General features: G+C 62.8%; 16 protein-coding genes and 3 pseudogenes. 9 read left to right on the top strand and 10 right to left on the bottom strand.

From position 1 onward, the window contains the following. Positions 1–376: 376 nt before the first annotated feature. Positions 377–1,264, top strand: coding sequence for an alpha/beta fold hydrolase (locus F0Q34_RS14135; RefSeq protein ID WP_174242053.1), 888 nt, complete (start codon positions 377–379; stop codon positions 1,262–1,264). A 9-nt stretch (positions 1,265–1,273) separates the two neighbouring features. Here the strand turns inward: F0Q34_RS14135 and F0Q34_RS14130 are convergent, their stop codons facing one another. From F0Q34_RS14130 to fhuF, 5 genes are all read right to left on the bottom strand, one after another. Further along, on the bottom strand, positions 1,274–2,173 hold the full coding sequence (locus F0Q34_RS14130; RefSeq protein WP_149812870.1) for a carbohydrate ABC transporter permease: 900 nt from the start codon (positions 2,171–2,173) through the stop codon (positions 1,274–1,276). Further along, positions 2,166–3,083, bottom strand: coding sequence for a carbohydrate ABC transporter permease (locus F0Q34_RS14125; protein WP_241665491.1), 918 nt, complete (start codon positions 3,081–3,083; stop codon positions 2,166–2,168). Before F0Q34_RS14125 ends, F0Q34_RS14130 begins: the two co-directional genes overlap by 8 nt. 167 nt (positions 3,084–3,250) lie before the next feature. Continuing rightward, positions 3,251–4,576 carry an ABC transporter substrate-binding protein gene (locus tag F0Q34_RS14120; RefSeq protein WP_149812868.1) on the bottom strand — a complete coding sequence of 442 codons (1,326 nt, stop codon included), beginning with the start codon at positions 4,574–4,576 and terminating at the stop codon, positions 3,251–3,253. A gap of 45 nt (positions 4,577–4,621) precedes the next feature. After that, positions 4,622–5,725 carry an ABC transporter ATP-binding protein gene (locus F0Q34_RS14115; protein WP_149812867.1) on the bottom strand — a complete coding sequence of 368 codons (1,104 nt, stop codon included), beginning with the start codon at positions 5,723–5,725 and terminating at the stop codon, positions 4,622–4,624. Positions 5,726–6,177: 452 nt separating this feature from the next. Then, on the bottom strand, positions 6,178–6,903 hold the full coding sequence (gene fhuF, locus F0Q34_RS14110; protein WP_149812866.1) for a siderophore-iron reductase FhuF: 726 nt from the start codon (positions 6,901–6,903) through the stop codon (positions 6,178–6,180). 637 nt (positions 6,904–7,540) lie between these two features. Between fhuF and F0Q34_RS14100 the strand changes: the two genes are divergently transcribed. From F0Q34_RS14100 to F0Q34_RS14090, 3 genes are all read left to right on the top strand, one after another. Then, a complete protein-coding gene (locus tag F0Q34_RS14100; protein WP_149812865.1) occupies positions 7,541–7,831 on the top strand; it encodes an SWIB/MDM2 domain-containing protein in 291 nt (96 codons plus the stop codon). 179 nt (positions 7,832–8,010) lie between these two features. Further along, entirely contained in the window at positions 8,011–10,803 is a 2,793-nt protein-coding gene (locus tag F0Q34_RS14095) for a glycosyl hydrolase (protein WP_149812864.1), read from the top strand. A gap of 260 nt (positions 10,804–11,063) precedes the next feature. Continuing rightward, entirely contained in the window at positions 11,064–12,173 is a 1,110-nt protein-coding gene (locus F0Q34_RS14090; RefSeq protein ID WP_241665503.1) for an acyltransferase family protein, read from the top strand. 27 nt (positions 12,174–12,200) lie between these two features. Here the strand turns inward: F0Q34_RS14090 and F0Q34_RS14085 are convergent, their stop codons facing one another. Then, positions 12,201–13,451, bottom strand: coding sequence for an SGNH/GDSL hydrolase family protein (locus F0Q34_RS14085; RefSeq protein ID WP_149812862.1), 1,251 nt, complete (start codon positions 13,449–13,451; stop codon positions 12,201–12,203). A 92-nt stretch (positions 13,452–13,543) separates the two neighbouring features. Between F0Q34_RS14085 and F0Q34_RS14080 the strand changes: the two genes are divergently transcribed. From F0Q34_RS14080 to F0Q34_RS14070, 3 genes are all read left to right on the top strand, one after another. Beyond that, complete coding sequence (locus F0Q34_RS14080) at positions 13,544–15,601, top strand: NAD(+) synthase (protein WP_456316243.1); 2,058 nt, start codon at positions 13,544–13,546, stop codon at positions 15,599–15,601. A 70-nt stretch (positions 15,602–15,671) separates the two neighbouring features. Further along, positions 15,672–16,280, top strand: a complete 609-nt coding sequence (locus tag F0Q34_RS14075; RefSeq protein ID WP_149812861.1) for a cysteine hydrolase family protein — start codon at positions 15,672–15,674, stop codon at positions 16,278–16,280. 157 nt (positions 16,281–16,437) lie between these two features. Beyond that, the gene (locus F0Q34_RS14070; protein WP_277755282.1) at positions 16,438–16,731 is read left to right on the top strand and encodes an HU family DNA-binding protein; all 294 of its coding nucleotides are present in this window, start codon (positions 16,438–16,440) and stop codon (positions 16,729–16,731) included. A gap of 92 nt (positions 16,732–16,823) precedes the next feature. Here F0Q34_RS14070 and F0Q34_RS14065 read toward each other — a convergent pair whose 3' ends face one another. From F0Q34_RS14065 to repA, 3 genes are all read right to left on the bottom strand, one after another. Further along, a complete protein-coding gene (locus F0Q34_RS14065) occupies positions 16,824–17,774 on the bottom strand; it encodes a replication protein RepA (RefSeq protein ID WP_149812859.1) in 951 nt (316 codons plus the stop codon). Positions 17,775–18,174: 400 nt separating this feature from the next. Next, entirely contained in the window at positions 18,175–19,152 is a 978-nt protein-coding gene (repB, locus tag F0Q34_RS14060; protein WP_149812858.1) for a plasmid partitioning protein RepB, read from the bottom strand. Next, positions 19,149–20,360: a plasmid partitioning protein RepA gene (repA, locus tag F0Q34_RS14055; protein ID WP_149812857.1), complete on the bottom strand. Its 1,212-nt coding sequence runs from the start codon at positions 20,358–20,360 to the stop codon at positions 19,149–19,151. Before repA ends, repB begins: the two co-directional genes overlap by 4 nt. 569 nt (positions 20,361–20,929) lie before the next feature. Here repA and F0Q34_RS22360 point away from each other — a divergent pair. Further along, a pseudogene (locus tag F0Q34_RS22360) lies at positions 20,930–21,607 on the top strand (IS481 family transposase); the annotation flags it as partial. Here F0Q34_RS22360 and F0Q34_RS14045 read toward each other — a convergent pair. Next, positions 21,607–22,481, bottom strand: a pseudogene (locus F0Q34_RS14045) (IS701 family transposase); the annotation flags it as partial. The pseudogenes F0Q34_RS22360 and F0Q34_RS14045 sit on opposite strands and share 1 nt — an antisense overlap. Before the next feature lie 19 nt (positions 22,482–22,500). On the opposite strand from F0Q34_RS14045, the pseudogene F0Q34_RS14040 reads away from it, so the two are divergent. After that, positions 22,501–22,716: pseudogene (locus F0Q34_RS14040) on the top strand (transposase); the annotation flags it as partial. Positions 22,717–22,767 lie beyond the last annotated feature (51 nt).

Genomic DNA, 22,767 nt, shown 5'->3' with positions numbered 1-22,767 from the left:
GTGACGCGCATCCGGAGTGATTAACAACCATCTCCAGTGGCCGGTTCTGCCAAGGGTGTCAGTCCGGCCATGATGAGCACCATTCGCGATTAAAAGAAGCAACCGGATGTTCTGGCGATGCGTTCTGATCCGCAGAGGTTCAGGGAACATAGGCCATCATGGTGATGGGGTTCCTTGGATCGATCTGCCTGTTCGGTCATGTTGCGTTGCAAAAAAATACTTGCAATCGGTCATGATTAGGCTAGTTTCCTGCATGTAGCATATGCGGTTCGGCCGCTATGTTGCCTTTCTTGGACGTTTCCTCCCTAAACTCGGCGGTGCTTCGGCACCGCCTTTTTTTTGGACCCTCTCGCCGCAGCGGGAAAGGAACGGCATCATGGCCTTGCCCCCATGCCACATCCCAGGCTTCGAGCTTGCCGACATCGAGACCGGGGAGGCCCGCATCCGGATCGCGCGGGGCGGCAAGGGGCCACCCCTGCTGCTGCTGCATGGCCATCCTCAGACCCATCTGACCTGGGGAAAGATCGCCCCCGCCCTGGCCCGCAGCTTCACCGTGGTGGCTGCCGATCTGCGCGGCTATGGCGATTCCTCCAAGCCGGAAGGCGGCCCCGGCCACGTCAACTACAGCAAGCGCGCCATGGCACTGGACCAGGTGAAGGTGATGCGCTCCCTGAGCTTTAAGCGCTTCGCCGTCGTCGGGCATGACCGCGGTGGCCGCGTGGCCCATCGCATGGCCCTGGACCATCCAGAAGCCGTGGAACGGATCGTCGTCATGGATATCGCTCCGACGGCGACCATGTACGCCCAGACGAACAAGGAATTCGCCACTCGCTATTTCTGGTGGTTCTTCCTGATCCAGCCCGCACCGCTACCGGAACGGATGATCGGCGCCGATCCTGAATTCTTTCTGCGCCAGCACATCGCCAACCAGATCAAGGTCCCGGGCTCCACCAGTGACGCTGTGTTCGCCGAGTATCTCCGGTGCTACCGCGATCCGGCGACGCACCATGCCATCTGCGAGGATTACCGCGCGGCGGCGAGCATCGACCTCGACCATGACGCGGAGGATGCGGAGAAACGAATCGCCGCGCCCTTGCTCGCCCTGTGGGGCGGACGTGGCGTGGTCGGCCAGCTTTATGACGTGCTGCAAACCTGGCGTGACAAAGCGGTGGATGTGCGTGGCGAAGCGGTGGATTGCGGCCACAGTCCGCAGGAGGAGCGGCCGGAGAATACGCTCCGGCTGCTCCTGGATTTCCTCAGCTGAAGCTGGGGATCATTCCTTCACCGCCCCCGTGAGGGAAGACACATAATAATCCACGAAGAAGGAATAGAAGATGGCGACGGGAAGCGAACCCAGCAGCGACCCCGCCATCAGCGCGCCCCATTGATAGACGTCGCCCTGCACCAGCTCGGTCAGGATGGCGACCGGAACGGTCTTGTTCTCGCTGCTGCTGATAAAGGCGAGGGCGTAGATGAATTCGTTCCAGGACAAGGTGAACGAAAAGATCCCGGCGCTGATCAGGCCTGGCACCGCCAGCGGAAGGGTGATCCGCCAAAGGATCTGCAACCGGCTCGCGCCGTCCATCAGCGCGCATTCCTCCAGCTCATAGGGAATCGACTTGAAGTAGCCGATCAGCAGCCAGGTGCAGAACGGGATCAGAAAGGTCGGGTAGGTCAGGATCAGGGCCAGCGGGCTGTCGAACAGGCCCAGCTGGAACACCATCGTGGCCAGCGGAATAAACAGGATCGAGGGCGGCACCAGATAGGCGATGTAGATCGCAAGGCCGACATAGGTCGACCCCCGGAAGCGCAAGCGCTGAATGGCATAGGCCGCCAGTACCGAGGCCACGAGGGACAGCACGGTTGAGCAGACAGCCACCAGCATCGTGTTCCACAGCCAGCTTGGATAGCTTGTTTCGAACAGCAGCTTGTTGATGTTGGCGAGGGTTGGGGACCGCACCCAGAAGGGGTTATTCTCGGCGTAGTTGTACAGCTCTGCGTTCGGCTTGAACGTCGTCACCGTCATCCAGTAGAACGGAAATAACAGCACGAAGACGAAGCAGAGCAGCGGCAGGTAAACCGTCACCAGGCGGCGGCGGTTGGACTGCCAGGACAGGCGCTCCGGCAGGTCGGCCTTCACCTTGCGGGGGCGTTGCGCCACGGCCTCACTCATCGTCGCCTCCCTGCTGCCACTTCCGCCGGGCCAGGGCGAAATAGCTGAACATCGTGGCCAGGATCAGGAACGGGATCATCGATACCGCGATGGCCGCGCCTTCGCCCAGCTGGCCGCCCGGAATGCCGCGCTGGAAGGCCAGCGTCGCCATGAGATGGGTGGAGTTGATCGGCCCGCCGCGCGTGATGGCATAAACAAGCTGGAAGTCCGTAAAGGTGAACAGCACGGAAAAGGTCAGCACCACCGCCAGGATCGGCATCAGCAGCGGCGCCGTGATGCGGGTGAAGCGCTGCCATGACGATGCGCCATCCAGCAGCGCCGCTTCGTAGAGCGAGGGAGAAATGGTCTGCAGCCCTGCCAGGAGGCTGATCGCGACAAAGGGAATGCCGCGCCACACATTGGCGGCGATTAGCGACCACCGCGCATGCCAGGGCGTGCCGAGGAAGTCGATATAGGTTTCACGCCAGCCCAGGACGTCCACAAGCACATAGGAGATGATGGAGAACTGCGCATCGTACATCCACCAGAAGGCGATGGCGGACAGCACGGTCGGCACGATCCAGGGCAACAGGATGATGGCGCGCAGCAGCGACTTGAACGGCAGATTCTCGTTCAGCAACAGGGCCAGCCATAGGCCCAGGCCGAATTTCAGCACTGTCGCGACACCGGTGTAGAATACGGTGTAGAACACCGCGCCCCAGAACACCCGATCATACCAGAGGGATTCGAAATTCTCGAAGCCGACGAAATAGCCTCCGCGTCCCACATGGGTGTCAGTAAAGGCGAGCCAGATGCCTAACCCGAGAGGGTAGGTGAGAAACACCAGCAGCAGGCCCACCGCCGGCAGCAGGCAGATGGCGATCAGGAAAGGCTTGGAATCGAACAGCCGCGCGAGCAGAGAGGGTGCCACCTCTGGGCGCCTCCATGTCACGTGACGCTCGGTGCTGACGGACATGGCGGTCTGCGCCTCCTCCGGCGGGCGGGGCGGCAATGCCCCGCGGATGAAGCCTGGAGCCTGGCCTGTCCGGCGTGGTGGACAGGCCAGGCTCGCAAGGTTGAACGGACAGCGTCAGCCGGTCAGCGATAATAACGGCGGGCGCGGCGCTCGGCCTCCCGCACCGCTTCTTCCGGCGTCGATTGCCCGGAGGAGGCGGCGGCGAACATCTGCACCACCACGTAATCCGCGGCGACGGAGCCGGAGGCGGCGCTGATCGGCCCCTTGTAGCCGGACCAGAACTCAACCGTATTGGTATCGCGGTACACGGCGATCTTCGGATCCCCGGTCCAGACGGCGCTTTGCGCATAGGCGCCGAGCGGATGCGACCAGTAACCTCCGCAGCCGGTCAACCAGGTGTCGTATTGCTCCGCCTCCATCATGAAACGCAGATATTCCTTGGCGGCGTTGGGATAGCGCGTGTGCTTGAACACCATGGCGTTCAGCAGCAGCACGTTTTCGGCCATCTTGCCGCCAGGCGCGAAGGGCATCCGGGCCATCCCGGTGTCCTCGGCGATGGCCGCGGTGCGCGGATCGTTCTTGAGCGCGAAATACATGGACACGCCATTCTGCGTCAGGCCGATCTCGCCGGCGGCAAAGGCACGGTTGTTGTTGACGTCGCCCCAGGACAGCGTTCCCGGAATAAAGGTTTGATACAGCTCCCGCGCATATTTCAGCGCATTGATCGTTTCCGGGCTGTTGATCGCGACCTTGCCGGCTTCGTCCACCACCATGCCGCCATGCGACCACAACAGCCAGTTGCAATAGGCATTGCCGTCACCGACCGCATTGCCCAGGGCAAAGCCGGCGGGGTGTCCATTCGCCTTGAGTTGCTGGCAAAGCTTCAGGAAGCCCGCATGGTCGGTGGGAAAGGTTTCGAAGCCCGCCTCCTTGGCCCAGGAGATGCGATAAACGCAGGGCCCGCCAGAGCCGCCCATCGGCAGCGCGACCCACTGCTCCGTGCCCCACTTCTTGCCGAAGCGCTGCGGCAGGGCGAGCCAGCCGCCATATTTCTGGCCGAGATACCCGGCCAGTTCGGACAGGTCGAGCACCTTGTCGGCATAGATATGGGGATCATCCGCCCAGGCCACGACCACGTCCGGGCCGGCGCCGGTCTGCGCCGCAACCGCCGTTTGCGGCCGCAGATCCTCCCATCCCGCAAAATCGACGCGCACCTGCACGCCGGTTTCGGCGGTGAATTTCTGGGTGTTGGCGCGGAACACCGTTTCATCGGCATCGACGAACTTGGTGGGCCGGAGCACGCGCAGCGTCGCGCCACTCTCGATCCTGGCGGGGGGCGGCGTGGCATTGCCCATCGGAATGGCGGCGCCGGCGGGACGGGGCAGGCCTGCGGCCAGCAGACCTCCGGCACCGAGAGCCAGCGCGTCGCGGCGGGTGATGCGTGTCATGGTCGATTGCTCCCTGCTCGGCGCTTGGTTGCGCCGTTGTGTTGATTATGCGCTGATCCGCTGGCCGCTGCCGCCATCAAAGAGGTGCGCCAGGGATGGATCCGGCAGCACATGGATGGTTTCGCCCACCTTGGCGGCGATGCGTTCGCGGAAGGCGCCGCTGATCACCCTTCCTCCCGCCTGCGCAACGACCTGCGTTTCCGAGCCGGTGGGCTCGATCAGCTGGATCGTGGCCGGAATGCCATCGGAGACCAGGCGCAGATGCTCGGGGCGGAAGCCATAGGTGACCTTCTGCCCCTCGGCCGGCCGGCCGCCGGGCGGCAACGGCCACAGCACGCCATCCCCCCCGGCGGGCGCCGCCCCCTCGGGCACGGCGCCTGTGTCCGGGTCGGCATGGAAGGCACCGTTGTGCAAGCGGCCAGGCAGCAGGTTCATGGCCGGGGAGCCGATAAAGCCGGCAACAAAGATGTTGGCCGGCCGGTCATACAGTTCCAGCGGCGCGCCGATCTGCTCCACATGGCCGCCCTGCATCACCACGATCCGGTCGGCCATGGTCATCGCCTCGATCTGATCATGCGTGACATAGATCGTCGTGGTGCGGAGGCGCTGATGGAGTTCCTTGATCTCGGCCCGAACCTGAACGCGCAGCTTGGCGTCCAGGTTGGAAAGCGGCTCGTCGAACAGGAAGACCTGCGGGTTGCGCACGATGGCGCGGCCCATGGCGACGCGCTGGCGCTGGCCGCCCGACAGCTGCCGGGGATAGCGGTCCAGCAACGCACCGAGGCCGAGGATGCGGGCGGCGCGGCTGACCTCGGCTTCGATCACCTCGGCCGGCGCCTTGGCCAGCTTCATGGAGAAGGCCATGTTGTCGCGCACCGTCATGTGCGGATAAAGCGCGTAGTTCTGGAACACCATGGCGATGTCCCGGTCCTTGGGCGGCACGTTGTTCACCACCCGCCCGCCGATCGAGATCTCGCCGGCGGTGATGTTCTCCAGCCCCGCGATCATGCGCAGCAAGGTGGATTTGCCACAACCGGAAGGGCCGACCAGCACCACGAACTCACCATCGGCGATGTCGACGCTCACGCCATGCAGAATGGCAGTCTGGCCGAAGGATTTGCGTACATTATCGATATGGACATTGGCCATGGCTCAGTCGCACGCCACAGGCCAGCAAGGCGTGGAGGCGCCATGCCGCATGGATATTCTCTCCCTGTCCCGGCTTCGCCTTGCGGCGGCCTGCTTTGGCGGCGCCGGGGCGCCGCAGAACGCAAGCCTAGGCATTTCTTGCCTTGCTCCGCAACACTCTCCTTCATGCGGCCCACGAAGGGGCTCCCGGCAATCAGCACGATGCGCGCCACATCCTGATCTGTGATGCCGCATGTCGGCACCGCATTATTCCCGCCGATGGCAGGCGCGAGGGCGGCAACCAAATCCACCGCCCTGGTCCAGCTTATTCGGCCGCGGCTTTATCGGCTTGTGCTCAGGCATTTCCGGCGAGGCAGGTATCGAACACCGCCCCCCCCCGCCATATTCAACAGGCCGCCACAACCAGCGCCGAACGATGATCCTGACGGATCAGGAGACGGCAAGCCGGTAGGTCAGTGAAGGTGCCGCTGGCGGATCTCGGGGAGGGGGCAGGTGCCGCAACCGCGCTCCAGACCCGGAAGGCGATAGCGCATGCAGCAGACGCGGCGCTGCGGCGAAGGCTGCGTCAGGCATGCAGAAGGATGGAAGCTGCGCGCCAGAGGGTTGGTCCATCCATCTTCCCAGCAATCCTGGTGAAGAAGGCGGTCCCTGACCTCGTGGCTTCCGGCCATATCGCCCAGCAGGCGCAGCACATCCCCGATCCGCACGCCGGCATTGCACCAGAAGACACGGGCGGAAACCCGGCCGGCAGAGGCCAGGGCCTGCACCACCGGCTCCAGATGGCCGCGCACCAGGCGGTTCAAGGATGCGGCGCCGATCGGCCCATCCGGGAGAGGCCGGCCGGCATGAGGCAGCAACAGCGCCGTCGGCGCGCCATCGTCACCGATCACCAGCGACACATCCTCTGGCGCCACGGGCAGTTCGCGCCGCAATGCGAGCGCGACGCTGAGCACGGGATAAACCAGCACCGACATGTAGTACTGGCTCCACATGGACAACACTGCTGGGTGGTCGCCGCCTGGATATCGGCGGGAGAAAGCCTCCACCAACTCGCCGATCATGCCCGGCTGCAACAGGTCCTTTACCGCGACGGTGGGCCGCGCTTCTTGGCCCAGCACAAGGCTATCGCCGGCAAAGGCGAGCGGCCCCTGGAAGGCAGGGGCGAACTCCGAAATCATGGAGGCGGCTCCTAGAACGGGCAGGCAATCCTGTTCAAATGACACTCATTCGCATTCGCGTCCAGAGCCAAGATCGCATCAAGGCCAGTAAGGCCCAGTGAACAGGTCCCCCAGCGCCCAGCGGCGGCGATAGGTCAGGCGGCGCTGCGCCAAGTGGTGCGGCCGGTCGTGCAACATATGGCAGCGCTGGCAAAGGCTGCGCAGATTCCGCGGATGATTGTTGGCCGGGTTATGGTCAAGATGCGCTGCCGCCAGGACCACTCGGGTGTGGCGGGCCCTGGCGGTTTCCTCGGCCTTTGGCGGCGCGATTCGCCGGCCGCGCCCGTCACGCCAGCCAGGGAGGCTTTCGTCATACCACCGCCCATCCGGAAGGCACAGAATTTCAGCGCCATGGGACCTGCCGCAGGTTTCACAGCGCCCGGCGGCACGGCCGAAGCGGATCGCCCGGCTGAGTTGTGCCCAATCAATAGGATAAAACCAGCGCAGTTCAGGGCGGATTGGCATGGCGCCTGCGGGAAGGGGTAAGATGTTCCCATTCTCGGGGGTCGCTCCTGGGCCGGCAAGCCGCATTATACTGCATCCCCTGCCGCCCGGAGGCGTTTCAGCGAGGCTGAACCGAAAGCAAAGGAGTGATGGGATGGCCACCAAGGCAAAGAGCAGCGCCACCAAGGCCCCCGAGGGAAAGAAGCCCAATGCGTTGCAGCAGCCCCTGAAGCCATCGGCCGAGTTGGCCAGCGTGGTGGGCGAAGCGCCGCTGCCGCGCGGCGAAGTGGTCAGCAAGGTTTGGGCCTATATCAAGGAGCATAACCTGCAGAACGCCGAGAACAGGCGCGAGATCATTGCCGACGACAAGCTGCGCAAGGTCTTTGGCAAGGACAAGGTGACGATGTTCGAGATGAACAAGCATCTTGCCCAACATCTGAAATAGAAACAGGAAGCCACGTTGAGGGTCAAACTCAGCGTGGCTTTACATAATTAACATTATGAGAATTCTTTAGGTTTGGCTCCTCGCTAGAATCTAAATTTGCAAGAGCGTCCTTAACCAAATTTTGGTGATAGCCTTCATAAAACCGTGAGGTCTGACATGACCGACGGGATAGAAGGCCGATGACCGCTCTTGGCGTTTACATCGATAACAGCAAGCAGCTCGTCTATGACTTCGAGGCCTGGCTGGGGCGCGAAGTCGACTTCGTCCATGCGGTTGTCGGCTACGGCAACTGGGCAGATTACCTCAGCAGCGCCAAATGGAGCATCAGCACGCTTTGGAATGGACTGGACCGGGACATCTTCTGGTCCGTTCCGATCATTTCCAGGGAAGGCAATCTCGGCAGCGCCGCGACTGGCGCCTACAACGAGTATTACAAGCAGGTCGCCGAAGTCATTCTGGCTGGCACCCCTGGCAGCGACAAGATCTATGTCCGGACCGGCTGGGAGGCGAATGGCAGCTGGTTCTTCTGGAGCGCCGTCGGAAAAGAAGAAGCCTTCAAGGGCGCCTTCCGGCAGTTCGTCGAGACCTTTCGCGAGGTTTCCGATCGCTTCATCTTCGAATGGAACATCTCCCAAACCAGTGGCGGTCTTGATCCCGCCTCCATCTATCCGGGTGATGACTATGTCGACATCATCGGGATGGACTTCTACTACAAGCCCGAATTCCACGGCCATGATCCCGTCAAGGCCTTCAACTTCATCCGTGACGATACCTACGGCCTGAAGTGGCTGGAGGATTTCGCGGCCGCTCACAACAAGCCGACCTCCTATTCCGAATGGGGCGTTCAGGGCGACTATTCGGCAGAATACGTCAGGCTCGTGAAGGAGTGGTTCGATAGCCATGATGTCGTGCTGCAATCCCTGTGGGATTCGAATGCCCAGTATCCTGGCAAGCTTTCTGACAACAGCGATCCGCTGACGGGTGACGCCTACCGGGAGAATTTCTCCGGCCCGACCGTTGTCGAACTGCCCGGGGATCTTTCCCCCCCCTCCTCTACCGCGCCTGCGGACAGCAACGTGGCGAAGGCAAGCGGTGCCTGGATGTTCCAGACCTGGGGCGGCACTAACTGGAACGGCACAGCCGCCAATGACTGGCACCAGTCCAGTGGCAAGGGCGACGACATCATGAAGGGAGGGCTCGGCGACGACACCTATGTGGTGATGAACCTCAACGACCGGATCGTAGAGGCCGCCGGAGAAGGCACCGATACCGTTTCGACCTGGCTCGCCAGCTACACCCTGCCCGACCATGTGGAAAACCTGACCTTCACCGGCAATAGCTGGTCGAACGGGACCGGGAACGCACTGGCCAACATCATCATCGGGAACAACAGCAACAACGTCCTGAACGGGAAGTCCGGCAACGATGTGCTGACGGGTGGCGGCGGCAAGGACACCTTCGTTGTGGCCAAGGGCGACGGCAATGACGTCATCACCGATTTCACGGCTGGTCAGGATCTCATCAGGCTTGAAGGGTTTACCTTCGCCAGCTTCACCGCGCTGAAGGCTGGTGCGGTCCAGCAAGGCGCCAGCACCGTTCTCAACCTGGGCGGTGGCCAGATCCTGACGCTGGAAGGCTTCGCCTTGGCCGATCTGACCGCCAGTGCCATCTCGACCAATTACCTTCCTGTCTATAGCGGCAACAGCACCACCAAGCCGATGACGAGCGCGCTGTGGACAACCCAGTCCTGGGGCGGCACGAATTGGGTGGGCAGCGAAGGAAATGACTGGCATCAATCTGGCGGCGCCGGTGCCGATGTCATGAAAGGCGGAAGGGGTGACGACACCTATGTCATCTCCAGCGCGACCGACAAGGTCGTTGAGGCCGCCGGCGAGGGAGTGGACACCGTGTCCACCTGGATTGGCAGCTACACCCTGCCCGACAATGTCGAGAATCTGAGCTTCTTCGGCTATGGCTGGTCGAACGGCACCGGCAACGCATTGGCCAACATCATCACCGGCAATGACGGCAACAACATCCTGAACGGCAAGGGTGGCAACGACATCCTGACCGGCGGCAAGGGCCGCGACACCTTTGTCATCGCCCGCGGCGAAGGCAGCGACATCATCACCGACTTCACAGCCGGCGAGGACATGCTGAGCTTCGAGGATCTCAGCGGGATCAACAGCTTCAGCGCGCTGAAGGCGGCGGGCACGCAGTCGGGCGCCAACACCGTTTTCAAGCTCGGCAACGGCCAGGTGCTGACGCTGGAGAATGTCAGGCTCGACGCACTGACCGCGGACGATGTGGCCTTCAAGCCTTCCATCGCCACGCCCCAGCCGCCACCTGTGACAACCAGCACGGCCATGGCCAGCGGCACCTGGGTCACCAAGTCCTGGGGCACCAGCGCCAAGGAAAACTGGACCGGCACCGATGGCAATGACTGGCGCCAGTCAAATGGCGGCGGCGACGTCATGGCAGGTGGCCTCGGCGACGACACCTACATCGTCTTCGAGGTCAACGACAAGGTGGTCGAGTTCGCGGGCGGCGGCATCGACACGGTGTCCACCTGGATCGGCAACTACACCCTGCCCGACCATGTGGAGAACCTGACCTTCACCGGCACGGGCTGGTCGAACGGCACCGGCAACGCATTGGCCAACATCATCACCGGCAATGACAGCCCGAACACGCTCAATGGCGGCGGTGGCAACGACATCCTGACTGGCGGCAAGGGCAACGATACCTTCTTGATCGTGAAGGGCGAAGGGAACGACACGATCACCGACTTCGAGGCTCGGTCCGCCAGTTCCCCCAGCGGAGACCTTTTGAAGCTGCAAGGTTTCGGCTCAGGCGCGAGCTTGACAAATAATGGCGAAGTCTGGGAGATCCGGACTGCTGACGGAACAAGCCAGTACGTGACCTTGATCGGAATCACCTCTCTGACAAGCGCCGACTACACCTTTGTCTGAGAACTGCGCCTTAGCCTGAAACAAGCGTCATCTGAAAGGATGACGCTCTTTTGCTTTCACCCTGAGTGGTGCTACACGGCTTTCGTGCAACGGCCGGTGCCGATGATGTGAGTGGCGGAACAAGACGCCAGGTTCCTGGCTTGCCACGACCGCTTTTGTAACATCGAGTTACAACCCTAAGGGGCCGCAGATTATGTGCTTGCAGCGCATGGAGCAGTCCTGCCCCAGAAGGAGAAACCTTCTTGCCCAGTTCGCCTGATATGGCTCTGCGCCCACGCCAAGATATCCCAGCTTTGACTGGAGCACGCGGGCCGGCTGCTCTCGCTGTTGTGGCATATCACCTTCCGGTAGATCCCACAACACCAGGAACAACATCGTGGTTTGGCCTGGAGCCTATTTTCATGCGCGGCCATCTGGGAGTGGCCTTTTTCTTCATCCTCAGTGGCTTCATCATCCATCATGTGTACCGCAACGTCTTCGCTTCGTCGCTGAACAGCAATGACGTCAAGCGGTTTGTGCTCTATCGCTTCGCGCGCATATGGCCGCTGCATATCGTCACCATGGTTGGCGCTCTTCTGCTCTATGCTGTGGCTGTGCTGGTGTTCAACCGGGTGCCCGGGGATGTGGATTCCTATTCCCCGCTGAGCATCCTGGCCAACACGCTGATGGTTCAGTCATGGTTCGGAATTGGATCGCCGAACGTGCCGGCCTGGTCGATCTCCGCGGAATGGGCCGCCTATCTGGCCTTTCCCTTCCTGTGCTGGCTGCTGATGCGGCTGCCTTTGCTCGGATGGATTGTCCTCGGTATTGCCGCCCTGCTGCTGACGGGAACGGAGTTCACCACCCACCCGCTCGGGCGCATCGCCACAGGCTTCGTGATCGGCATGGTGTTGCGGGAATGCGAGGGCCGGCTTGGCCTTGCCCGGCATCTGGGCCGCTTCACGGGGGTGGGGGTCCTGGCCCTTCTGCTCGCCGGATGCTGGCTGCTGCCGGAAGAATCGCTGCTACCCTACACGCTGGGCTTCGCAATCCTGATCCTGGCACTCTGCAATCCGGGTGACTGGCTGGCCGGCCTCGCCGCACGGAAGCCGCTTGTCTACCTGGGCGAGATCAGCTTCGCGCTCTACATGGTGCATGCCGTGGTCTGGTCGGCCTTCAAGAACCTGCTGCGCATTGTCGCTCCCGGCATCGAGCCGACGGCCCATCTCCCGGTGCTGGCGGGGACCATCCTGTCGCTGCTGGCGGCTGCGGCGCTTTACCACCTGATTGAGATCCCCGGCCGCAACATGCTGCGCCGTGGCCATCGCCCTGCGCCGCAGCATGCGGCGGAGACGGGGCTTTCTTCTGCCGAAGCCCGGCCGGCACGCTGAGGCGCCGTATCGGCCCCGCCCTCCTGCCTATGGCAGGGTGGGCGGGGCCAGCAGCACCGGCAGCACCTCCCCGAACCGCTTCCGTGCCCATTGGTGCAGCCCATCGCCAGGATGGATGCCGTCTTTCGGTACTCCACCCTTGTCGCTCCGCCACAGTCTTGGCCGGTCCGGATCGCCGAAGACCGCCTCCACGTCGAAGAACCCGTAGCCGACGCCGTTCCGCTCGCGCAGCGCGCGCGTGATCCTGTCCAACTGAAGCCAGGAATCCTCCGGAGCCTGTTGCGACGGCGCTGAATTTCCTGGATCGGTGCGGGGCCAGGACGTGCCGGGAATGAGCCGGATCCCGAGTGGATCAAGCTGCCGCTTCAAACGCTCCAGATCCCCCAGGAATTGTTCAGCGTTGCGTCGCGCCGCCTGGTCGTTCTGGCCCAGCAGACACACCATGTGGGTGATGCCGATGTCGCACAGCATCCCGAATCGCCGTATGCGCTGTTCGGCCGGCGCCGCCATCACCTCGGCCAGGGACAGGCCCGCCGCGCCAAGATTGATGTAGGGAAGGTCGGCATCGGCCAGCGCCGACAACAGGAAGCCGGGATGAAGACAGGCCCCGATGCGCGCCGATGCGCCGGCCGCTCCGGTGGAGGAGATGCTGTCCCCCAGAACGGCGATGCGTGCCCGCGGCGCGGCGCCCGGCAAAGGCCGCCCGAGGATCGCTGTGGGCGGCAGGACAAGATAATTGGCTGCCCGGCCATAGGGGGCGAAGCCCTGCGCGGTGACCGCGCTTCCCCCCTGCCCCGCCTCGTCGCAGGCGCTGACCTCGTCCGGCCCGAAGGCCGGAAAATCGGAGCCCGGGAAGCGTCCGGGCGGCTCCGCCCAGACAATCTCCACTGCTAGTTGCATGTCGCCCGCCGGGTAAGCCATCGGCACGAAGGCACGCGCCTGCCCGTCCGGGGCCAGAAGCCCCCGCCCTCCGGAAAAGGCCAGGGCTCTGGACGGTTGATCGAAGCGCGGCTTCGGCGCCGCCGCGCGCAATGTGATCTCCGATGCACCCGGGCGCAGGGTGCGGCCGCCGGTGATGTTGTTCCAGCGGATCTCCAACTCGCTGCAAGGCTCGGTGATGCGGTGCCAGGAATTCTGCCGCCAGCGGTTGAACCGCCCCGGCTGAGGATTGGCGATATCACGCGCTGGGACGCTGCAACGATTGCCAACAAGCACAAGCGGTGCCGCATCGGCGACAAACAGGCGGCCGCCCCGCGCGGCCGAGATCAGGCCCAGCATGGCTACGCCTCCGTCACTGCAAGGGAGGACATGGGGGTGCCAAGGCTACAAGCCGACGTCAACACCCCATCCCGTCTCTGGACGATGCGCGCATGAGCCCCCAATCTCCTGACATGGATTTTCGCTCGGTTTACCGTCACGGCTTCGCCCGTATCGCCGCCTGCACCACACGGTGCACCCTGGCCGACCCTGCCCGCAATGCCGAGGCTGTTCTGGCCGCCGCCCGCCGCTGCGACGCCGAAGGCGCGGCCTTGGCGGTGTTCCCGGAACTGGGTCTGTCCGGCTATGCGATCGATGATCTGCACCTGCAGGACACCTTGCTGGATGCGGTGGAAGACGCCGTTTTCTCGCTGGTGACGGCTTCCCGTGACATGCGGGTGCTCATGCTGGTCGGCGCGCCGGTGCGCCATGCTGGCCGGGTCTACAACACCGCCCTGGCGATCCAGGGCGGCAGGTTGCTCGGCATCGTGCCCAAGGTTCACCTGCCGAACTACCGTGAATTCTACGAGCGGCGCTGGTTCGCCTCCGGCGCCGGCACAGAAGGCAGCACGGCCCGGATCGCTGGAATGGACGCGCCTTTCGGCCCGGACCTGCTCTTCGCCGCGGAAGATGTGCCAGACCTGATCATCCATGCCGAGATCTGCGAGGATGTTTGGGTGCCGGTCCCGCCCTCCTCCATCGCGGCGGCCAATGGCGCCCTGGTTCTGGCCAATCTGTCGGCCAGCAACATCACCGTGGGCAAGGCGGACACGCGCCGCCTCCTGGCACAGGGCCAGTCCGCGCGATGCCTGGCCGCCTATCTTTACGCCGCGGCGGGCGTGGGCGAATCCACCACCGACCTGGCCTGGGATGGACAGGTCTCGATCTTCGAGAACGGCGCCATTCTTCGCGAAAGTGACCGCTTCCCGGATGAGGACCAGATCGTCATCGCCGACACCGATCTCGATTTGCTGCGGCAGGAACGGGCGCGGCAAGGTACGTTCGACGACAACCGCCGCCTGCATTCGGCACCGTTCCGGCGGATCGCCTTCCGGGTGGACCCTCCGGATGGCGATATCGGCTTCGAACGGGCTATTGAACGCTTCCCCTTCGTGCCGGCCGATGCGGCGCGGCTGCGGCAGGATTGCTACGAGGCCTACAACATCCAGATCTCGGGACTGGTGCAACGTCTTGGCTCCACCAGCGGCAAGCTGGTGATCGGCGTTTCGGGTGGCCTCGATTCCACCCAGGCGCTGATCGTTGCCGCCAAGGCGATGGACCGGATGGGCCGCCCGCGCACCGACATCATCGGCTACACCCTGCCCGGCTTCGGCACCTCGACCGGCACCAAGACCAATGCGCATGCCCTGATGGAAGCGCTGGGAATCACCGCGCGGGAACTGGATATCCGCCCCGCCGCGAAGCAGATGCTGAGCGACCTCGGCCATCCCTTCGGCCGTGGCGAGCCGGTCTATGACGTCACCTTCGAGAATGTTCAGGCGGGGCTGCGCACGGACTACCTGTTCCGCGCGGCCAATCATGAAGGCGGCATGGTTCTGGGCACGGGCGACCTGTCCGAGCTGGCGCTGGGCTGGTGCACCTATGGTGTCGGCGACCAGATGTCGCATTACAATGTCAATGCCGGCGTGCCGAAGACGCTGATCCAGCACCTCATCCGTTTCGCCATCGCCTCGGGCGACTTTTCCGACGAGGTGGGTGCCACCCTGCAATCCATCCTCGACACGGAGATTTCTCCGGAACTGATCCCCGCGGATGCGCAAACCCAGCAGCTTCAGAGCACCGAGGCCAAGATCGGCCCTTACGCGCTGCAGGATTTCAACCTGTTCTACACGCTGCGCTACGGGTTCCGCCCATCGAAGATCGCTTTTCTCGCTTTGCAGGCCTGGGAAGATGCGGCGCGCGGCTCCTGGCCGCCGGGTTTTCCTGAAGGCAAGCGTGGCCATTACGACCTGCCTGTCATCCACAAATGGCTGGAGGTGTTCCTGTGGCGCTTCTTCGGCTTCGCGCAGTTCAAGCGCTCCGCCATGCCGAACGGGCCAAAGGTTGCGGCCGGTGGCTCCCTGTCGCCACGGGGTGACTGGCGGGCGCCGTCGGATGGCAATGCGACAGCCTGGATCGAGGAACTCCGCCGCAACGTGCCAATGGAATAATGGCCTGACGCTGCATCCCATTGGCGGCGGAACTCGTTCTCCCGGGCGTTAGCAAGGGAGAATTCCGATCATGGCGGATCGTGAAGGGCTGCGTCATGGGCCACTCGGCCCGAATGTGCTGCATCTTTGTATCGACATGCAGCGGCTCTTCGCGGAAGGACCCTGGGAAACACCCTGGCTGAAACGGGTCCTCCCGGTGGTGGAGGAACTGGCCTGTGCCAGGCTGGACCGAACCTTGTTCACCCGCTTCATCCCCCCTGCCCGGCCCGAGGAAATGCGAGGAGCCTGGCGCCAGTATTATCAGCACTGGTCGCAGATGACGTTGGAAGCCCTACCTCCCGGCCAGACCGATCTGCTTCCCGAGCTGGCCCGGCTGGTGCCCCCGGCAGAGGTGCTGGACAAGGCGGTTTATTCCCCCTGGACGGAGCCGGATCTGCACCGGCGCCTGCAACAGCGAAGCATCGATACCTTGATCATCACCGGGGCGGAAACCGATGTCTGCGTACTGGCGGCGGTGCTGGGCGCGGTGGATCTAGGCTACCGGGTCGTGGTGCCGGTGGACGCGATCTGCTCGTCCTCCGACCACACCCACGATGCTTTGCTGGCCCTGTACCGGGAGCGTTTCGGGCAGCAGGTCGAAGCCGTCCGGACCCCCGAGGTTCTTAAAGCCTGGAGATAAGCATTTCTGTGGCCTGGGGAGCACGCTCTCAGGGCTTCAGTCGCTTTGCGGTGGAAAAACTCCGCTCTGACTGCCGTCTCTACAGCCTACGGCTTGACCGTGGAATGGTGGGCGTGTTCCTCCTATCAGGTCTCTACATCAAATCCGGAGTACGCCTTTGTCTGACCAAACCCGCCCGATGAGCCGCCAGGAACTGGTCGACGCTGCCGCGGCCGCCACCAGCCTGCCGAAGAATCAGGCTGACGCCGTGCTGAAGGCTATCCTGACGTCGCTCGGCGATGCCCTGGGTGCCGGCCGCGAAGTTCGGCTGGCTGGTTTCGGCAGCTTCGCGATCAGTGAGCGTGCCGCGCGTCAGGGCCGCAACCCGGCGACTGGCGAAGTGGTGCAGATCGCGGCCAGCAAGTCGGTGAAGTTCAAGCCCGCCAAGGACCTGAAGGAACGCCTCGGCTGAGAACACCCGAGCGAGGGTCCTGCCCTCGCTCGATCTTGCCTTCCTGGTCCTGAGAAGCCACTGGCCGACAGCTTGGCTGTGGACTCTGCCGGCTATCTTTCCGCCCTCAGTGAAGGCAGTTTCCGCACTGGCGGCGGGGATGGGTGCAGAATCAAACCATCGGGTGTCAGCTCCACCTTCGCGTCACGATAGACGGCCTGGGCGAGCTGAAGATTCTCGGTGAAGGCGGCCTTGAAATGCTTCCGCAGCTTGATGCCGGCCCCGAATTGCGTGGCAAGCGCCGTCCAGCTGATCAGCTTGATGTCAGGCAGGGCATGGAGCCTGTAGGCAAGCCAGCAATACACGTCGAGGGCCATGGAGGAATTGCGGATATGGCGGATTGCGGCTTCGTCCAAGGGCACGGCGTGCTGACGCAATTGCTGGAAGAAGCTCTCGGATAGCCGCGCCGTTTCGACGAACAGATCAGTTTGGCGGCGGTCTCTGCCCGTTGCCGGGTCATCCACGAACATTGCGATATCGACGATGTTCTGGTTGACCAGGATCGACGTGCCATTGCGGGTGAAGTGGAAAGACAGGCGGCAGCGGCTGATCCTGTCGGCCTGTTCCCGGACCAGCTTTGTGGTTTTGCCGCCAACGGAAATGCCCAGGCGGCCCAGGAAGTCCCGAAGCGAACGTCCCAGGGCCACGTCTCGGGAGCCGGTGCGAAGCGCCTCTGACTGAAGATAAATCAGGATCAGCCGGGCAATGGAGCCGAATGGCACGCCCACATGGGCCGTGCTGCCGTCGGGCCTCAAGCGGATGCCTGGTTCCACCAGGAGGGTGAGGCTGTCAGTTTCCAGCTTCCAGATCGCCGCGTCATCCTCAGGGCGGCGATGCGGCAACGCCGTTTGGCACCAGCCCGAATGAATGTAACCGGTGCCGATATCCTCATCCGCAGCCCAGGACGCTGCTGCCTCCACAATGCGGGGGCCACGCCGCCCTTCCACCAAGTCGCGACTTGCCTGCCGCCCAAAGGCTTCAATGAGGCTGTGGACCGTCGCCATGGCCGTTCCGCTCCTGGCTGCTGCTGGTGTGGCAACCTGACCGAGGTCGCCGCCGCTGTCGCCGTGGACTTTGCCGACCAAAGCCAATTGAGACTAATTGGAACTACTATTTGCTCTGGGACGCCAAAGTCCACGGGAAAACCTCTCTAAGGTATTGATTCTCCGCAGAGGCAGGACGGCAGAGTCCACGGTATGGCCGGCAAGGTCCACGAAGCCGCCTGGGGATCCTGGATCCTGCTTGCATCGCGACTCCGGAGCCGATCCAGCGGCGGAAGATGCCTTTTTCTCCAACGGGTTCCGGCAGCCTCTTCCGATCCCGATGCCTGGTCGCGAAAGTCCACAGGGCTGGAAAGAAGCGCAACGCGGCTGTGCTGTGGGGCATGGTCGCCAAAGTCCACACCTAACCTTCCTGGTCTGCCTGGAATTCCCGGTGCAACGCATCCAGGCGGTTCACAAGGAAGCGCGCGAAATGGGGCTCCAGCTTCTCATTGATGGTCAGCCGGGTGGTAAGTCCACTGGCCTCGATCCGCACCACCGGGTCGCCTTTGGGGTTGCGCCAGTACCGTTCGGCATCTTCTTCCGAAGTGCTTTGGCGCAAAGCATCATGGATGCGTTGAAAGCGGGCATCGCTGTTCAAGGCCCGAAAGCCTGGCGCGTCCATGGCGCGGCGCGCCAAGCTTTCGGCCTGAGGATGGGTGAAGAGCCGCTGCAATTCCAGCCAGCGTGGCCGGCCGGTGCGAGGCGCGGCGCCAATGGCCAGGATCACCGTTCGCGGAATTGCCCGGACCACCTGCAAATAGCGGGTCATTTCCGCAGATTGAACTGCCAGAGCAGCGTGCAAAGTTGGACGATCAAAACCGTGCTGTTCCAGATGGGCTGCGAAAAGCGCGCGTTCGATGAAGGTGAGGTTGCGGCGTTCGATGTTCTCCTTGCCCTGAGCCACCACCAACTCAGCATCGGTCAGGGGTCGGATAACCGCCTTGAGCTTGAAACCAAGCCGCCGGACCGCGATCAGCCGGCGATGGCCGTAGGCCATCTGGTACCGCCCGGGAATGTCAGGGTGCGGGCGCACCAGAACCGGAACTTGTTGCCCGGCCTCCTGGATGCTCTGCACCAGGGCCTGGAGTTCGACATCATTGTCGGCGGCAATACGATCCTGAATAAAGGAGCTGTCGATATCGGCTGGGTCCAGGTCAACAACGGCGGCCCCGGCCTCTAGCTGCGCCCGAAGGCTCTCCGCTTCGTCACGAAGATGGCCCAGATTGAGGCCCATGGCCCGTACGGCCCCTGAAGGTACACGTGCCGTCGGGCTGGAGGGTGCCGGTTCTGTTGTTGCGCCGCCGCCGAGGAGGTTGCGGAGGGTGTCCTTGCGTTTCATCGGCTGGTTCGTCCCCAGGCTGCGGCCATCAGCTGCGCGACTTCGCCATTCACGGCATCAAGCGCTTCGCTGGCACGGTTGTAGGTTTCACGACTGAAATTCTGTGGCCCGACCTCATAAAGGGTCTGCTTCGTCAGACCGGCATCGGAGATGGCGGTGGATTTGACCATCGGATTGGTCAAGACACGATCGCCGAAAAGACTCCGCAGGAAGCCGACAACCTGTGTTTGCGGCCCGTCTTGCGGCTCGTAGCGTGTAACGAGATAGCGCAGGAAGTCGTAATCCAAGGTGCCGCCGGCCTCACGAACCACCGACAACAGATCGGAGGTCATGAGCAGGAATTGGCACATGCTGGCGATATCGAGCATCTGGGGATGCACTGTGATCAACACGCCCGTCGCTGCACAAAGGGCCGCCAAGGTCAGGAAGCCAAGTTGTGGCGGGCAATCGATCACAACGACGTCGTAATCGGCCTGGACTGTGGCAAGAGCTTCGCTCAGGCGGGTGAAGAACAATGCTTCCTTGCGACGGTCCGCTTGTGCGAGCAAGCGCGGCGTATCGTGCTCGAACTCATGGAGTTCCAGATTGGCCGGAACCACATCGAGCCCCGAGATATAGCTTGGTCGGATAACCTCTCGTAGGGCACGCCTTTGGCTGTCATAGCGCAATGCCGCGTAGAGTGTTTCATTCTCTCCGATATCCAACTCCGGCTGATAGCCAAACATGGCTGAAAGGCTGGCCTGAGGGTCCAGGTCCAGTGCCAGCACCCGGAAGCCTCGGAAAGCGAGGTATTGGGCTAAGTGGACGGTTGTTGTTGTTTTTCCCGAGCCCCCTTTGAAATTGGCAACGGCAAGGACCTGAAGATGCTCTCCAGTCCGGCGATGGGGTGGCCCCGACTTCTTCTTTGTTCCTAGATATGCTCGCAGTTCATGGATTTGTTCAAGGGTATAGGAGCGGCGCCCTCCGCTTCCCTTTTCGGGGGTGGGGCCTTCTCCAGCCAGAGCCAATTGCCTGAGATAGGAATCGCTGATCTGAACCAGGGAGGCAGTTTCACCGCTGGAGAAGCGCCGCAGGGTCTTTTGAGCGGCTGGTGGGAAAACACGGTTTCGGAGGAGTGCGAGCTGGGCACTCAGAGCTTTGGCATCCGCTCCAATCATGGCATCAATGGTATGGAAACGGGGCAGATCCGTAGCTGAAAGGTTCGGCATGATCGACGGATTTCTCCAGCAATGAGGACTTTAAGCGTTAGTATATAACCACTTCGCTGGCCAGAGGATTGAATGAGGATCATTGACAGCTGTCAACGAGGCGGTGGGGGAACCATTAAAGCTGAAGTTAGAAGGCCAAGAGGCTGTTGATGACGGCTAGGGCTTCTCCAGGCACGCCCATCAGAGATAGGGAAGGTTCAACTATAGGGCGGGGGCTTGAAGATCTGGCACCATCTTGTGCGTTCTTAGCGGCATTTGTGCTTGTGTGGTTGGGGGCGGGTAGATCGCCAGATCCGCAGGGATCTGCTATCCGTGGTGGAAACTGTCCCCAGGAATCTATTGATCAAGCTGGAATGGGGTCAGGTGTGACCAGTCATCTGATTGATTGAGCATGGCTTCAGGACTGCTCTGCTAATCGCGGAGCTACACTGCTGGCGGCGAATATGACTGGTTTTTGATGTTGGGTCTTGCTTAGTATCAGCAATGGCGCTGGGCGCTCCGGATCGGCTGAGTGTTTAGTCCTAAGGGGTGGTGGTACGCTTGACCGCCCATGTTGCGAAGGATGCGCTATGGGCCAGGTTCTCCACAGCTGCGCCAGTACGGCGAAGGTAGTTCGTCGCACGATCCAGCTACAGCAAGAGCTTAAGGGGCCTGGCCCAGTGCTTCGGCGTCAGCCCCACCACCATCGAAGAGTGGCGCAGGTGGCCTACCATAACGGCCGCTTGTATGGGGCTGAAGGAGGCTGCTCGACCATCCTGGCGCCGGAGGAGGAGGCCATCATTGTTGCCTTCCGCCGGCACACGCTGCTGCCGCTGGATAACTTCCTCTATAGCCCTAACCCGCATCTGACCCGCTCAACGCTCCATCGTTGCCTAGAGCGACACGGAATCAGCCGCTTGCCCCAGGTGGGAGGCGGCAAGCCGCCCAAGTAGCGCTTCGTCACCTATGCGATCGGCTACTTCCACATTGACCTGGCCGAGGGCAGCATCGAGTAAGACAAACTGCGCTTTTTCGCCGCTATCGACCGCATCAGCAAGTTCGCCTCCGTCCGTCTCGTCGAGAGCGCTGAAGAGATGGAGGCGGCGGACGTCCTGCGCGACCTCGTCAAGGCCGTTCCCTACCGCAGCCACACCGTGCTGATCGACAACGGCGTCCAGTTCATCGCGCTCAAGCAGGATGCCTGGGACATCCAGCACATCTTCGATCGGGTCTGCGACGAGCATGACATTCAGCATCGCCTGACAAAGCGGAGCGGCGTGTCCGCAGGCAGGTTGCTTAGATAATACTTCCGCTCACCGCCTGCGAGCCACTCGCCCGCCAGCCAGGCCTCGTCGCCCGGCAGGTGCCGGTTGTTGCCCCAGACAGCGCCATCGCCCGCCTGGATGTGTGCCGCGGCGAACCGGGCAGCGAGTGCACCCCTGGTACCCTGCCGCCAAGTGATGCGGCGCCACGGTAGCCCGGCCAGGATCTTCTCCGCTTTCGCGGGCGCCTCGTTCGACACCAGCTTGCAGGCCTGCCCCGCCGGCGGCACCAGCTGCACGGCGGCGCTGTAGACCTTCTGGTTGCGCAGAATGCCGACCACCCCGCGCAGCCCCCAGGCATTCAGGCCCTGGCAGAACGCGGCATTCGCGCCATAGCCCACGTCCGCCAGCACCGTGCCGAACCGTACGCCTGCCACTGTCAGCCGATCTAGCTCGCCAAGCGCGATCTCGCCCTTTGCTCGTGGTGCCATGGTTGTCTCCGGTACGCCTACCTTGGCACAGCACAACGGAGCGCTGGTCCACTTGTCCGGCAGGAAAAGCCGCAGGCCGACCGGGACGGGCACCTCGCCCTGCGCCAGGGTGAGCGACACCAGCGATTGGTAGTTGGCCTTTTTGCCGAGTTAATCACATTACTGCGGCAACACGCCGACCGGCATCGTGCCCTTCTTGGGCAGCGTCGTGTCATCGATCACCAGCCTGGCCTGCGGACCGCCGGCCAGAGCGGCGCATCGTCCCAAGCGAGGCTGGCGATGAAGTGCTGCAGCTGGTCATGGCCACCCAGCCCCAGGCAGGCTACCATTGGCTGCAGGCTCTTGCGCTCGCCGGGTCCGGGCAGGCCCCGCAGGTAGAGCGGCGCCCAGGCTACGGCCGACCACCGCATCACCCTTGAAGGGGCCAAATCGCCCAAGGCCAAGCGTGGCTTCGTGCTCCTGCCCAGGAGCTAGGTCGTCGAGCGTTCCTTCGGCTGGTTCGCCCGTTTCCGGCGCCTAGCACGCGGTTACGAGCGGCTGCCTGAAACGCTGGCGGGCCCGCACTTGGTCGCCTTCATCATCCTCTTGCTCAGGCGCGCCGCAGAACTCACCGCCAGTGCGTAACACCCTCTAGCTAGGCTCGCGGGCCTGATCAGAGAAAGGCGGTATCAGTTT

Source organism: Teichococcus oryzae (assembly GCF_008386565.1).
Taxonomy (GTDB): Bacteria; Pseudomonadota; Alphaproteobacteria; order Acetobacterales; family Acetobacteraceae; genus Pseudoroseomonas; species Pseudoroseomonas oryzae.
This window is presented reverse-complemented; position numbering and strand designations above follow the sequence as displayed.